The sequence below is a fragment of the Enterobacter cloacae complex sp. P24RS genome (assembly GCF_014982165.1).
Lineage (GTDB): Bacteria > Pseudomonadota > Gammaproteobacteria > Enterobacterales > Enterobacteriaceae > Enterobacter > Enterobacter quasihormaechei.
On the sequence record NZ_JADCKU010000003.1, the window covers coordinates 191797 to 206135 of the forward strand.

The 14339-nt window shown below is 58.1% G+C and carries 13 protein-coding genes; 6 read left to right on the top strand and 7 right to left on the bottom strand.

Annotated elements, in window-relative coordinates; all coding sequences use genetic code 11:
• Positions 1-21: 21 nt before the first annotated feature.
• The 5 genes from INF58_RS03530 to INF58_RS03550 form a co-directional block, all read right to left on the bottom strand.
• The gene (locus tag INF58_RS03530) at positions 22-2193 is read right to left on the bottom strand and encodes a YgiQ family radical SAM protein (RefSeq protein ID WP_063867763.1); all 2172 of its coding nucleotides are present in this window, start codon (positions 2191-2193) and stop codon (positions 22-24) included.
• 151 nt (positions 2194-2344) lie between these two features.
• Positions 2345-3757: a cell division protein FtsP gene (gene ftsP / locus INF58_RS03535; RefSeq protein WP_063867761.1), complete on the bottom strand. Its 1413-nt coding sequence runs from the start codon at positions 3755-3757 to the stop codon at positions 2345-2347.
• Positions 3758-3817: 60 nt separating this feature from the next.
• A complete protein-coding gene (plsC, locus tag INF58_RS03540) occupies positions 3818-4555 on the bottom strand; it encodes a 1-acylglycerol-3-phosphate O-acyltransferase (protein WP_193527013.1) in 738 nt (245 codons plus the stop codon).
• A gap of 162 nt (positions 4556-4717) precedes the next feature.
• The gene (parC, locus tag INF58_RS03545; RefSeq protein ID WP_063451179.1) at positions 4718-6976 is read right to left on the bottom strand and encodes a DNA topoisomerase IV subunit A; all 2259 of its coding nucleotides are present in this window, start codon (positions 6974-6976) and stop codon (positions 4718-4720) included.
• 118 nt (positions 6977-7094) lie between these two features.
• The gene (locus INF58_RS03550; RefSeq protein WP_063867755.1) at positions 7095-7496 is read right to left on the bottom strand and encodes a YgiW/YdeI family stress tolerance OB fold protein; all 402 of its coding nucleotides are present in this window, start codon (positions 7494-7496) and stop codon (positions 7095-7097) included.
• Positions 7497-7635: 139 nt separating this feature from the next.
• Here INF58_RS03550 and qseB point away from each other — a divergent pair, with 139 nt between their 5' ends.
• The 6 genes from qseB to INF58_RS03580 all read left to right on the top strand — a co-directional run bounded on the left by qseB (position 7636) and on the right by INF58_RS03580 (position 11830).
• Positions 7636-8295 (top strand): quorum sensing response regulator transcription factor QseB, encoded by a 660-nt coding sequence (qseB, locus tag INF58_RS03555; protein WP_063867753.1) that lies wholly within the window; start codon positions 7636-7638, stop codon positions 8293-8295.
• Positions 8292-9641, top strand: coding sequence for a quorum sensing histidine kinase QseC (gene qseC, locus INF58_RS03560; RefSeq protein ID WP_193527014.1), 1350 nt, complete (start codon positions 8292-8294; stop codon positions 9639-9641). The genes qseB and qseC overlap by 4 nt, the downstream gene beginning before the upstream one ends.
• A gap of 103 nt (positions 9642-9744) precedes the next feature.
• Positions 9745-10326: an NAD(P)H-dependent oxidoreductase gene (locus INF58_RS03565; RefSeq protein ID WP_193527015.1), complete on the top strand. Its 582-nt coding sequence runs from the start codon at positions 9745-9747 to the stop codon at positions 10324-10326.
• 30 nt (positions 10327-10356) lie between these two features.
• Positions 10357-10671 carry a putative quinol monooxygenase gene (locus tag INF58_RS03570; protein ID WP_008502984.1) on the top strand — a complete coding sequence of 105 codons (315 nt, stop codon included), beginning with the start codon at positions 10357-10359 and terminating at the stop codon, positions 10669-10671.
• Positions 10672-10822: 151 nt separating this feature from the next.
• Complete coding sequence (gene lysM, locus INF58_RS03575) at positions 10823-11263, top strand: peptidoglycan-binding protein LysM (protein WP_003862507.1); 441 nt, start codon at positions 10823-10825, stop codon at positions 11261-11263.
• Positions 11264-11302: 39 nt separating this feature from the next.
• Positions 11303-11830, top strand: a complete 528-nt coding sequence (locus INF58_RS03580) for a hypothetical protein (RefSeq protein ID WP_193527017.1) — start codon at positions 11303-11305, stop codon at positions 11828-11830.
• 12 nt (positions 11831-11842) lie between these two features.
• Here the strand turns inward: INF58_RS03580 and INF58_RS03585 are convergent, their stop codons facing one another.
• Together INF58_RS03585 and INF58_RS03590 are read right to left on the bottom strand one after the other, a co-directional pair.
• Complete coding sequence (locus tag INF58_RS03585; protein WP_063867746.1) at positions 11843-13030, bottom strand: glycoside hydrolase family 88 protein; 1188 nt, start codon at positions 13028-13030, stop codon at positions 11843-11845.
• A 27-nt stretch (positions 13031-13057) separates the two neighbouring features.
• A complete protein-coding gene (locus INF58_RS03590; protein ID WP_063867744.1) occupies positions 13058-14323 on the bottom strand; it encodes an oligosaccharide MFS transporter in 1266 nt (421 codons plus the stop codon).
• Between the last annotated feature and the right edge of the window lie 16 nt (positions 14324-14339).

Consider the following 14339-nt stretch of genomic DNA (forward strand, 5'->3'; position numbering starts at 1 on the left):
CCGGCTTGCCGGGGTTTTTCTTTACGCTTTGCGCTTCACGGGCTTCTTCGCGCTGGAATTACCATTCGAACGCTGATGCACAATCGGCGTGTGCTTCGTCAACGCCGGGCGCGTATTGCGGTTCTGGCGGCGCGCTTCGCGCATCTCTTCCAGCGTTGGCGCAGGCACCAGACAATCACGACGCGAGCCAATGAGGTGCTTTTTGCCCATCTCTTCCAGCGCCTGACGGATCAGCGGCCAGTTTTTCGGGTCGTGATAGCGCAACAGCGCTTTATGCAGACGGCGCTGTTTATCCCCTTTCGGCACCACCACGTCTTCACTCTTATAGCCAATCTTACTCAGCGGGTTCTTGCCGGTGTAATACATGGTCGTCGAGTTAGCGAGCGGCGACGGATAGAAGTTCTGCACCTGATCCAGACGGAACCGACGCTGCTTCAGCCACAGCGCCAGGTTCACCATGTCTTCATCACGCGTGCCAGGGTGCGCGGAGATGAAGTAAGGGATCAGATACTGCTCTTTCCCCGCCTGTTTTGAGTAGGTGTCGAAGAGCTGTTTAAAGCGGTCGTAGCTGCCCATGCCCGGCTTCATCATTTTGGACAGCGGGCCTTCTTCGGTGTGCTCCGGGGCGATCTTCAGATACCCGCCCACGTGGTGCGTCGCCAGCTCTTTAATGTAGCGCGGATCTTCCACGGCGATGTCGTAACGCACGCCAGAGGCGATCAGGATCTTCTTGATGCCTTTGAGATCGCGCGCGCGGCGGTAGAGGTTGATCGTCGGCTCGTGGTTGGTGTCCATATGCTCACAAATGCTCGGATAGACACAGGAGAGACGGCGGCAGGTCTGCTCGGCGCGCGGCGATTTACAGCGCAGCATATACATGTTCGCCGTCGGGCCACCCAGATCGGAGATCACGCCGGTAAAGCCCGGCACCGAGTCGCGAATCGCTTCGATCTCGTTAACAATCGACTCTTCAGAGCGGCTCTGGATGATACGGCCTTCGTGTTCGGTGATCGAACAGAAGGAGCACCCGCCAAAGCAGCCGCGCATGATATTGACCGAGAAGCGGATCATCTCGTACGCCGGAATACGGCTGTTGCCGTATGACGGATGCGGCACGCGCTTGTACGGCAGGGCAAAGACGCTGTCCATCTCTTCGGTAGAAAGCGGGATTGCCGGCGGGTTAACCCAGATATAGCGCTCACCGTGCTTTTGCATCAGCGCTCGGGCGCAGCCCGGGTTGGTTTCGTGGTGCAGAATACGCGACGCGTGGGCGTAGAGCACCTTATCGCTTTTCACCTTCTCGTAAGACGGCAGCAGCACGTAGGTCTTCTCCCACGGCTTCGGACGCGGCGGCTGCACCACCACGGCCTTTGCTTCCGCTTTCTTCGGTTCAACCGGTTTGTTATCCGCGCACGGCAGATCGTCACCGTACGGATGTGGGATAGGGTCGATTTTGCCCGGCATATCGATAATGCGGGAATCCACCCCGCTCCAGCCCGGCAGCGCCTCTTTCACCATGATCGCGGTGTTGCGCACGTCGCGGATCTCGCTGACCGCTTCACCCTGCGCCAGACGGTGTGCCACTTCCACCAGCGGACGCTCACCGTTACCGAAGATCAGCATATCGGCTTTCGAATCCACCAGCACCGAGCGGCGCACGGTGTCAGACCAGTAGTCGTAGTGCGCGGTACGGCGCAGGCTAGCCTCGATGCCGCCCAGGATCACCGGCACGTCTTTCCATGCTTCTTTGCATCGCTGGGTGTAAACGAGGGTCGCGCGATCGGGACGTTTACCCGCCACGTTGTCTGCCGTATAAGCGTCGTCATGGCGCAGCTTACGGTCAGCGGTATAGCGGTTGATCATCGAGTCCATGTTGCCCGCGGTCACGCCGAAGAACAGGTTTGGCTTGCCCAGACGCATGAAGTCGTCTTTGCTGTTCCAGTCAGGCTGGGAGATGATCCCCACGCGGAAGCCCTGGGCTTCAAGCATACGGCCACAGATCGCCATGCCGAAGCTCGGGTGATCGACATACGCATCACCCGTTACCAGAATGATATCGCAGCTGTCCCAGCCCAGTTGATCCATCTCTTCCCGGGACATCGGCAGAAACGGCGCCGGTCCAAAGCAGGCCGCCCAGTACTGGGGCCAGGAGAAGAGGTCGCGATCCGGCTGGATCAGGGAAATAGCGCTCATAATGCTTCCGAAGAAAAAATAGACAAAAGGAGCGGGATTATACGCTGGAACATTGTGGGAAATGAAGGGGTATTTATTGCCCGGTGGCGCTACGCTTACCGGGCCTGCGCGCGTGTAGGTCGGGTAAGGCGAAGCCGCCACCCGACACGTTTTACGGCGCCGGATTGACCAGCATCTGCCCTACCGAGCCCCTGTCCATCATCTCCAGCGTCTGGCTGTGGAACAGGAACGGGAAGTGCGGCCACGACGGTTGACCGTAGTAGACCAGCAGTTCTACCTGCCCATCCACCCAGACGGTATCTTTCCAGCCTCTGTCTTCCGGGAACGGCATCGCCCCGTTGACGTTGCGGATCAGGAACGACACTCCTTCAATATGGAACGACTGCGGCATCTCCGAGCGAACGGTCCAGCGCTCCCAGGTTCCCTGCTGGGCGGTGATATCAATGCGGTTAACGTCCCACAGCGCGCCGTTGATGCCCGGGTCATCGCCCAGGCTGATATCGCGACTGCGCACTGCCGGCCCGGTCACGATCTCCTGCGGCAGCAGGCGCATCGGCAGGCTATCGGTCACCAGCGGCAGCAGGCCGGTCGGGCGCAGCGTCAGCACCAGCGTGGAGACCAGAACGCTCGACGGCTCAAAGAACCCGCGTATGCGGTCAACAATGCTTGCCGCTTCGCCGCAGGTCACGGACACTTCATCCCCGTTGGTCATATCAACGAGGATTTCACGCCGTTCGCCCGGCGCCAGCGCCAGCTGTTTCACCGATACCGGCGCGGGTAATAATCCCTGATCGCCTGAAATAACATGCAGCGCACGGCCGTCGCTCATCTGCAACTGGTAACGGCGCGAGTTGGAGGCGTTCAGCAGACGCAGGCGCACCCAGCCACGTGACACTTCCACAAACGGGCTTTGCGCGCCGTTAACCAGCAGCGTATCGCCCACAAAGCCACCGCTGCCCGGCTCGCTGTACTCCGGCGTGCCAAAGTTATCCAGGCGCTTGTCCTGGATGATGACCGGGAAATCGTCCACGCCGTAGTGATTTGGGATCGGCAGCGTTTTACTGACCTCATCCTCAATCAGCCACATCCCGGCCAGGCCGTTGTAGACCTGCTGGGCGGTGCGGTTCGGGGTATTGGCGTGATACCACAGTGTCGCCGCGCTCTGACGAATCGGGAGCACGGGCGCCCAGTCGGCATTCGGCGACATCATGCGCGCCGCGCCGCCAATTAGCGGCCCCGGCACCTGCAATCCACTGACGGTCATCGCGACATTTTCAGTCGTCCGGTTACTGTAGATGAGCTTAACGTCATCGCCATTCCACACGCGAATGGTCGGCCCAAGGTAGCGTCCGTTAATGCCCCATACCTGCGCGCGCGTTCCCTGGGTAAAGGACCAGTGGCTACGCTGAAGCGTGAGGAATAGCGGCTGCCCGCGACGGGATTCAATCAACGGCGGAATGGGCAGCGGCTGTTGCTGCCCGGCGGCGCTGGCTGTCCGCGGCATCGCACCCGCACAAAGGGCGATACCCGAAGCCTGAATAAACTGACGCCGACTGAGTGACATATAAGCTCCATCTGAAACGACTAACAACGCGGGAATTCGTTTTCCCTTAAACGACGCCGGTTAAATCTTACCGGCGGCTTCTCGCTCTGCAACTTCTTTATCGAGCTGCGCAATATGCTGAGCCATCAGCTCACGACAGTGCGTGGCCAGCTCGCGCACCTGGTCTTTACCGTATGTAGAGGTATCCACCGGCGGCAGCATTTCGACAATCACCAGTCCGTTATTCAGACGGTTAAGATTAATCTTATTCGATGTATTGGAAACACACACGGGAATAATTGGAACACCCGCCGCAATTGCAGCATGAAACGCGCCGGTCTTGAACGGCAGCAGGCCGCGACCGCGGCTGCGCGTGCCTTCCGGGAACATCCAGATTGAGATCCGACGCTTTTTAAACTGATCCACCACTTCCGCAATGGTGCCATGCGCTTTGGCGCGGTTGTTACGGTCAATCAGCAAGTTACCGGTGAGCCAGTACAGCTGGCCGAAAAACGGGATCCACAGCAGGCTCTTTTTACCCACGGTTACGGTCGGCGGAAGAACAATATTTGAGGCCGTCACCATATCGAAGTTGTTCTGATGGTTAGCGATATAGATGGCGTTACCGAAATTCTCCGCCCCTTCAGGCAGACGCTTCTCAACCTTCAGGCCAAACAGCGGCGCAAGACGGCCAAACATGTGGCCAAACGTCGCGACATGCTTTGGGTTACGCGGGCTGAACAGGCAGTAAATCGATCCGAAAATACAGACCAGAATGCAGTAAATAACGGTAAGAATGAGACGAACAATGTATAGCATAGCGACCTCTGAAGCCCTGACAGCTGACAATTATACTTCACCTGTGGCCAGGTAAGGACTTTATTACGAGCGCGTATTGTTAATCGCAACGCACGAATTAACAACGTTTTTACGGGAAATTTTACGGTAATACCCCCTCCGGACAGAGGGGGATGAAACAGGTTACTCTTCGCTGTCGTCCGCTTTGCTGCGCGCCGGCGAGTCGATCTCCACGCGGTCGATTCGCTGGAGGCCGCGCATCAGTGAGCCGCGACGTCCGCGCTCACCCACCACCTTCTGCAACTCTTCCGGACGCAGTTTGATCTTACGTTTGCCGACGTGAATGGTCAGCGTGCTCTGCGGCGGCAGCAGGAAGAGATGCGCCAGGCCATCTTCGCCTTTTGCCGCTTCCGCTGACGGGATACTGATGATTTTGTTGCCCTTCCCTTTCGACAGCTCCGGCAGATCGCTGACCGGGAACATCAGCATACGTCCGGCAGAGGTGATCGCCAGCAGCATGTCGCTTTCGTTCTCAATGATCAGCGGCGGCATCACGTGTGCGTTATCCGGCAGGCTGATCAGCGCTTTACCGGCACGGTTACGCGACACCAGATCGTTAAAGGTACAGATAAAGCCGTAGCCCGCATCGGAGGCCATCAACAGCTTCTGGTCGTCGGCTTCCATCAGCATATGGTCAACCGTGGCGCCCGGCGGCAACGTAAGCTTGCCGGTCAGCGGCTCGCCCTGCCCGCGCGCGGACGGCAGGGTGATCGGGTCAATGGCGTAGCTGCGGCCCGTGGAGTCGATAAACGCCACCGGCTGGTTGCTCTTGCCTTTCACCGCCGCCTTAAAGCTGTCGCCGGACTTGTAGCTCAGGCCCGGCGCGTCGATATCGTGGCCTTTGGCGCTACGCACCCAGCCGCTCTGGGACAGCACGATGGTTACCGGCTCGGACGGCAGCATGTCGTGCTCGTTCATCGCCTTCGCTTCTTCACGCTCGTGCAGCGGAGAACGACGGTCATCGCCAAAGGCGTCGGCGTCGGCCTGCAACTCTTTCTTCAGCAGGGTGTTCATCTTGCGCTCGGACGCCAGAATCGCCTGAAGCTGATCGCGCTCTTTTTCCAGCTCGTCCTGCTCGCCGCGGATCTTCATCTCTTCCAGCTTAGCGAGATGGCGCAGCTTCAGTTCGAGAATTGCTTCGGCCTGGGTTTCACTGATGCCAAAGCGCGACATCAGGGCGGGCTTAGGTTCGTCCTCGGTACGAATGATTTCGATCACGTCGTCAATGTTGAGGAACGCCACCAGCAAACCTTCAAGGATATGCAGGCGCTTAAGCACTTTTTCCAGACGATGGTTCAGACGACGGCGCACCGTATCGCGGCGGAAGGCCAGCCATTCGGTGAGGATCTCCAGCAGGTTTTTCACCGCCGGACGACCGTCCAGACCAATCATGTTCAGGTTGATGCGATAGCTTTTTTCCAGATCGGTAGTGGCGAACAGGTGGTTCATTACCTGCTCCATGTCCACGCGGTTAGAGCGCGGTACAATCACCAGACGGGTCGGGTTTTCGTGATCCGATTCGTCGCGCAGGTCGTCCACCATCGGCAGCTTTTTATTGCGCATCTGGGTGGCGATCTGCTCCAGCACTTTGGCCCCGGAAACCTGGTGCGGCAGCGCGGTGATCACCACCGCGCCATCCTCTTTGGTCCAAACCGCGCGCATGCGCACGGAGCCGCGACCGTTCTGGTAGATTTTGCGGATTTCAGCACGCGAGGTGATGATTTCGGCTTCGGTCGGATAGTCCGGCCCCTGCACGATATCCAGCAGATCGTCCAGCGAGGTTTTCGGCTGCTCAATCAGGGTGATGGCGGCTTTCGCCACTTCACGCAGGTTGTGCGGCGGAATGTCCGTCGCCATACCCACGGCGATACCGGTGGTGCCGTTCAGCAGGATGTTCGGCAGGCGGGCAGGCAGCATTTTCGGCTCCTGCATCGTACCGTCGAAGTTTGGCACCCAGTCAACCGTACCCTGCCCCAGCTCGCCCAGCAGCACTTCGGCATATTTAGACAGACGGGATTCGGTGTAACGCATCGCCGCGAAGGATTTCGGATCGTCCGGTGCCCCCCAGTTCCCCTGGCCATCCACCAGCGGATAGCGATAAGAGAACGGCTGGGCCATCAGCACCATCGCTTCATAGCAGGCGCTGTCGCCGTGCGGATGGTATTTACCCAGCACGTCACCAACGGTACGGGCGGATTTCTTGAACTTGGCGGTAGCATTCAGCCCCAGTTCGGACATCGCATAGACGATGCGGCGCTGAACGGGCTTCAGGCCATCCCCGATAAACGGCAACGCCCTGTCCATGATGACGTACATGGAGTAGTTCAGGTAGGCGTTTTCCGTGAATTCATGTAGCGCGAGGCGCTCTGCCATATCGCTCATTACGTGTGATTCCTCAACTCAGAAACCGATGGGTTTCAGGCAATATTGCCGCAGATACTACCTCATCTGGCGAGTTGAGTCACAAAGAAAAAGGGCCGCTCATGCGGCCCTTTCCGGGTTATTTGTTCAGCTTGATAACCTGCTTCACGTCGATTTCAAACTCGTTCCAGTCTTTATCGATTTTACCCTGAAGCTCGACTTTATCCTGTGGCGTCACCGTCACGCCGTTCCAGCGCTTGTGGTCGATCTCAACCACCACCGTGCCGCTTTCGTCGCGGAAGGTGTAACGGTCATCGGACAGGCGCTCGGTGATGTTACCGCGCAGCTTCACCCAGCTGTCGTCCTTCATGTCTTTCACTTTAGCCGCGGTGGTGAGGTTGGCGTTGTTATCGACAAAGCCGCCCTGCTGGGTTTGCGTCTGGGTCTGTGTTGCAGATGGGCCCGTGAAGCCGCCCTGTGCAGCAAAAACAGGGGCAGTGGTCATCATCATGATGGCAGCAATTGCAGCGTATTTTTTCATCTTAATCTCTCCCTTTAATGTCGTTTCACAATCCATTAAACAGGGTAAACCTTAACAACTTCTTAAGGGGAAAATTTATTTATTTTTACTGTACAGCATGCGCGTGCAGAAGGTTTACTGACGGCATCAAGGAGGGACAATGCGCATTTTACTGGTAGAAGACGACAAGCTTATCGGCGATGGCATCAAAGCGGGCTTAAGCAAAATGGGCTTTAACGTGGACTGGTTTACCGACGGTAAAACCGGTCAGGCGGCCCTGTACACCGCGCCTTACGATGCCGTGGTGCTGGACCTGACGCTGCCGGAAATTGACGGCCTTGAGATCCTGCGCGCCTGGCGCGAAAGCGGTAAGAGCGAGCCGGTGCTGATCCTGACGGCGCGGGATGCGCTGAACCAGCGCGTGGAAGGCTTACGCCTGGGGGCGGATGATTACCTGTGTAAACCGTTCGCGCTGATTGAAGTGGCAGCCCGCCTCGAAGCGCTGGTGCGCCGCAGTCACGGGCAGGCGCGCAGCGAGCTGCGTCACGGCAAGGTCACGCTCGACCCCACAAGCCTTGTCGCCACGCTGGACGGCGAAACGCTGGTGCTTAAACCAAAAGAGTTCGCCCTGCTGGAACTGCTGATGCGCAACGCGGGCCGCGTGCTGCCGCGCAAGGCCATCGAAGAGAAACTCTACAACTGGGATGATGACGTCTCCAGCAACGCCGTCGAAGTCCATGTACATCATTTACGCCGCAAGCTCGGCAGCGAATTTATCCGCACCGTGCACGGCATCGGTTATACCCTGGGTGACGCATGAAACTGACCCAACGCCTGAGCCTGAAGCTGCGCCTGACGCTGCTCTTTTTGCTGCTTTCCCTGGCGGCCTGGTTTGCCGCAAGCGTGGTCGCCTGGCACCAGACGACCGACAAGCTCGATAAACTGTTCGATACCCAGCAGATGCTGTTTGCCAAACGGCTGCTGACGATGGACGTGGACGAACTCCGCGCGCCGGAGCGTATGCGCGAGGTGCCGAAAAAAGCGAAACACGGCCATCTTGACGACGACGCGCTGGCCTTCGCGATCTTCACCGCCGACGGCAGCATGGTGCTTAACGACGGCGAGAACGGGCGCGACATCCCCTATCACTACCGCCGGGAGGGGTTTGCTGACGGTCGGTTGCAGGATGACAGCGACGAATGGCGTTTCCTGTGGCTAACCTCCCCGGACGGGAAATACCGCGTGGTGGTCGGTCAGGAGTGGGAGTACCGACAGGATATGGCGCTGGACGTGGTCAGCTCGCAGCTGACGCCGTGGCTGGTGGCGCTGCCCGTGATGCTGCTGTTGCTGATTGTCCTGCTGAGCCGGGAACTGAAGCCGTTGAAAAACCTGGCGCAGACCCTGCGCTCGCGCTCGCCGGATGCGACCGATACGCTGCCCACCCACGGCGTGCCGACGGAGGTTCGTCCCCTGCTTGATGCGCTTAACCATCTTTTTGCCCGTACGCAGGAGATGATGGCCCGCGAGCGCCGCTTCACCTCGGACGCCGCCCACGAGCTGCGCAGCCCGCTGGCCGCGCTGAAGGTGCAAACCGACGTGGCGCAGCTTTCCCACGACGATCCCGAGGCGCAGTCTAAAGCGCTGGGGCAACTGCATGCGGGCATCGACCGCGCCTCCCGGCTGGTGGACCAGCTTCTTACCCTGTCGCGCCTGGATTCACTGGATAACCTTGATGACGTCGAACCCGTGGCGATGGCTGATTTGCTGCAATCTGCGGTGCTGGACATCTGGCATCCGGCGCAGCAGGCGGGCATTGATGTTCGGCTCAACGTTAATGCGCCCGAGGTGATGCGTCATGGGCAGCCGCTGCTGCTGAGCCTGCTGGCGCGTAACCTGCTGGACAACGCCGTTCGTTACAGCCCGCGCGGCAGCGTGGTGGACGTGACGCTGAATACCCAAAGCTTTACCGTGCGCGATAACGGACCGGGCATTTCTCCTGAAGCGCTGGCACGCATTGGCGAGCGTTTTTATCGCCCACCCGGGCAGGACGCCACCGGCAGCGGCCTGGGGTTGTCTATAGTGAAGCGTATCGCAACGCTACACGGGATGCGCGTCTCGCTGGACAATGCGCCTCAAGGGGGCTTTGCGGTAACCGTCAGCTGGTAAGATTATTGCGCTTAGCGCAAAAGACTTTGCACATTTTGCTTATTTTTCCGCTCCGTCCTCGCGCGTAGAATACCCGGCATACTCTCAGCATCGAGGACAAATAATGAGCAACATTCTGATTATCAACGGCGCAAAAGAATTTGCGCACTCTAAAGGCCAGCTGAATGACACCCTGACCGAGGTCGCGGATGGTTTCCTGCGCGACGCCGGACATGATGTTAAGGTCGTGCGCGTGGACAGCGATTATGACGTGAAGGCCGAAGTGCAGAACTTCCTGTGGGCCGACGTGGTGATCTGGCAGATGCCGGGCTGGTGGATGGGCGCACCGTGGACCGTGAAAAAATACATGGACGACGTGTTCACCGAAGGTCACGGTTCGCTGTATGCCAGCGACGGTCGTACCCGTTCAGATGCGTCTAAAAAATACGGTTCCGGCGGCCTGATTCAGGGCAAAAAATATATGCTCTCCCTGACCTGGAACGCGCCTCTTGAAGCGTTCACCGAGAACGATCAGTTCTTTGAAGGCGTGGGCGTAGACGGCGCGTATCTGCCGTTCCACAAGGCTAACCAGTTCCTGGGAATGACGCCGCTGCCGACCTTTATCGTCAACGACGTGATTAAAATGCCGGACGTCCCGCGCTATATCGCAGAATATCGCAAGCATCTCGCGGAAATTTTTGCTTAACTGTTAGCCTGGAATTAGAAGGAGTTAACCATGCTTACCGTAATTGCTGAAATCCGTACGCGTCCCGGCCAACATCACCGCCAGGCGGTGCTGGATCAGTTCGCGAAAATCATCCCGACCGTTCTGAAGGAAGAAGGCTGCCACGGCTACGCGCCGATGGTGGATGCCGCTACCGACGCTAGCTTCCAGGCAACCGCGCCAGACTCCATCATCATGGTGGAGCAGTGGGAAACCGTCGCCCACCTTGAAGCGCATTTGCAGACCGCGCATATGAAAGCGTGGAGCGATGCGGTGAAAGGGGATGTCCTTGAAACCCACATCCGTATTCTGGAGCAAGGGGTTTAAGTTCTGTGAAATTTGCCGGGTGGCACTGCGTTTACCCGGCCTACAATTTTCCCCCGCAGGCCCGGTAAGCGTTAACGCACCGGGCTTTTTTTATCACCTTACCGCTCAACTGCTATGCTTATTCTGACTTCATGTTTAACAGGAGGATGGAATGGGTCTTTTTAACTTCGTGAAAGAAGCAGGCGAAAAGCTGTGGGACAACCTGACCGATCATAAGGGTCAGAGCGACAAAATCACCGAGCACCTCAAGAAACTCAACATTCCCGGTTCCGATAAAGTTCAGGTTAACGTCACCGATGGCAAAGCCAGCGTAACGGGCGACGGGCTGACGCAGGAGCAGAAAGAAAAAATCCAGGTCGCCGTCGGCAACATCGCGGGCGTCAGCGAGGTGGAGAACAATATCACCGCAACGGACGCTAAAGATGAAGCAACCTACTATACGGTGAAATCCGGCGACACCCTGAGCGCCATCTCTAAAACCGTGTACGGCGATGCCAACCAGTACAACAAGATCTTTGAGGCGAACCGCCCGATGCTCTCCAGCCCGGATAAAATTTATCCCGGCCAGACGCTGCGTATTCCTAAGGCATAACGTCTGAGGCTATTGGTTCACGTCGCGCAGAGGAACAGCATGAAAATCGCTTGTCTTGGCTGGGGCTCGTTAATCTGGAAAAGCGGCGCGTTACCGGTAGCCGGTGAGTGGCAAACCGACGGGCCATCACTGCCCGTCGAGTTCTGCCGCGTAAGCGATGGCGGCGAACTGGCGACCGCCATCTGCATGAACGCGCCCGCCCTGCCTGTGCTTTGGGTATGGCTGAACGCCACTTCGCTCAGCGTGGCCTCTCAGGCCCTGCGCGAGCGGGAGGGCATTCCTGACGATCGTTGCGATGGTATCGGCTCGCTGCTGATAACCGGACGCAACGCGGGAGTGATCTCAACGTGGGCGAGGGAGAGAGGAATTGAGGCGCTCATCTGGACCGGGCTTCCCCCGAGAAGCGCGTCGCAGGAGGGCAGAGTTCCTGCCGTGGACGAGGCCATCGCCTATCTCGACGGCCTCAGCGGACAGGCCCGCAGCCATGCGCGGGACTATATTTGCCGCGTGCCTGCCCAGCTTGATACGCCCTACCGGCGCGCCATTAAAGAAGTGCTTGGGTGGTGACACCCCTGCCCGTTACCAGTACAGCTTCCAGCTCTGGGTGAAGCGCACCAGCGCCTCAACATAGAAGTAATCGCCCCAGCTTGCGCATTCATCCACGCCTTTGTTGCTCGCCAGGTGGTATACCGAGTGCTTGAGGATCCCGTTGCCCTTTTCGTCTTTGCCCATCAGATAGTGCTTCGTCAGCGACGACATGATGCCTTTCGCCCACTCCAGATAACGCTCCCGGTCCGGATCCGTCACCGGCAGATGCTTCACCAGCTCCAGCAGCCCGCACACCGCGATTGCCGCCGACGATGAGTCGCGCAGCGCGTCGGTGCCCACCAGCGCCAGATCCCAGTGGCAGACGTAATCCTCCGGCAGGCGGTTGAGGAAGTAGTTCGCCAGCCGTTTCGACAGGGCAATCATCGTTTCATCGCCGGTATAGATATAGCTCAGCAGGAAGCCGTAAATCCCCCACGCCTGCCCGCGCGACCAGCACGAGTCGTCGGCATAGCCCTGCTGCGTGTTGCCGTAGCGTGGCGCGCCGGTTAACACATCCATATAGTAGGTGTGGAAGGTGGACGCATCGTCACGAATAAGGTACGTCGCCGCCTGCATGACGTGCGCTTTGGCCGCGTCGGCAAAACGCGGATCGCCCGTCTGCTCGGTTGCCCAGTAGAGCAGCGGCAGGTTCATGTTGCAGTCGATGATCATCCGTCCGGCCTGATCGGGATCGGAGAGATCGCCCCACGCCTGGATGATCTTCGCCTTCTCATGGAAGCGCTCCAGCAGCGCCTCCGCCGCCAGCAGCGAGAAGCCGCGCGCCTCGCGGCTGCCGGTCAGTCGCCAGGCCGCCACGCAGGAAAGCGTGTACAGGAAGCCTAAATCGTGGGTGTTGGTGTCGTTGCGCCCGGCGATGCGCAGGCCAAAGGAGCGCACGTGTTTTTCCGCCATCGCGCGAAATTTCTCCTCACCGCTCATCTCCCACGCCAGCCACAGCTGGCCGGTCCAGAAGCTGGTGGTCCACTCCACGTTTTCGGTCAGCGGATAAAAGCCCTCTTTACAGGTCTCCGCCGGGAATTTGTCGCCGAACGCCGTTAAATGACGGCTAATCAGGTCGAGAACGTGGCCGCGGGCCGAACTCAGCTCATCGCTGAACGCGCGGGAATCAACGGGCGCAGCGATAGCGGACAGACGTTCCTCTTTGATACGACTTAACATATTTCGGTTCCTTCTTTGACGGCGTAATTAGCGTGTTGAGGTTTCTGCTACGTTCAGCGCACGGGCCCCGCGCCACTTGCTCTGGCAGGCGGATAACGTAAAGGCAGAAATAAGGGTAAAGGTCAGCGCCGTAGCGCCCATGATGATATAGGTGTGCTCAAAGCCGATGCGGTCGTACATATAGCCGGCAGGAGAAGAAACCACCACGTTGCCAACGTACAGCATCGCCTGATAGCCAAGTAAATACATGGTGGCATTGACGCGCTTGTCGAAATGCTCGGCGATATATTTAAAGACCGACACCAGCAGCAGGCATATTTCCAGGCCGTACAGCGGCTTAAGCACGGAAATTAACAGGTGAGAGTCACACATGCCGGAAATAATCAGACGCGCCCCGACAACCAGCCCGACAATTAACAGCCCGCGCTTGGCGCCAATAAAATTCACAAACAGCGGGACCACCATATACATGACAAATTCCATGCCCGACTGCACCGTACCGAGGTAGCCAAATACCGCGTTGCCTTCGTGAATATCGTCGAAGAAGGTGACGAAATAGCGCGAGAACTGCTGCTCGGCGATAAACATCATCCACGCCACGCCCGCCACGTACAGGCAGAAGGCCCAGAATTTGCGGTTTCGCAGCAGGGCGTAAACGTCAGACGGGGCGATTTTCTCTTTCGTCAGCACCTCCCCTGCGTGAGCGGAGTTAGTGTTCACTTTCAGGTTCAGCAGGACGATCAGCATCACCACCGACGCCACGCTGCCGAGAATAAAGTTATACGCTGGTGAAAGGTTAAACAGCAGGCCGGAGAAGGACGACGCCACCGCCCAGCCGAGCGAGCCCCACATGCGAATTTGCCCGAACTCCATGCCGTTCAGGCGGCTAAAGCGGTCGGAATAAGATTCGCACGCCGCCACGCCCGCGTACCAGGCAAAGCTTAAATAGAGCGCGCCGATAATAATCCCCAGCAGGGTGTTGGACATTAACAGCGGCTGGTAAACATAAATAAAGAACGGAGCCATCAGCGCCGACATAATCACCACAAAATAGAGCAGGTATTTGCTCATGCCGATCTTATCGAGAATATAGCCGTAGATCGGTTTGAGAATAACGGAGAAGATCCCGTTAACCGCAAAGACGGTTCCAATCACCGACCCGCTAAGATTGGCTTTCTGGCCGAGCCAGATTGCCAGCAGGCCAATACTGGCAGACCAGGTAAAGAAATAGAGAAAAATAAAGCTGCTGATTTTGTAATATTCCGTTCTGCTGGTTGTCGATGTACTTTTCATATCATCCTCGCCGACG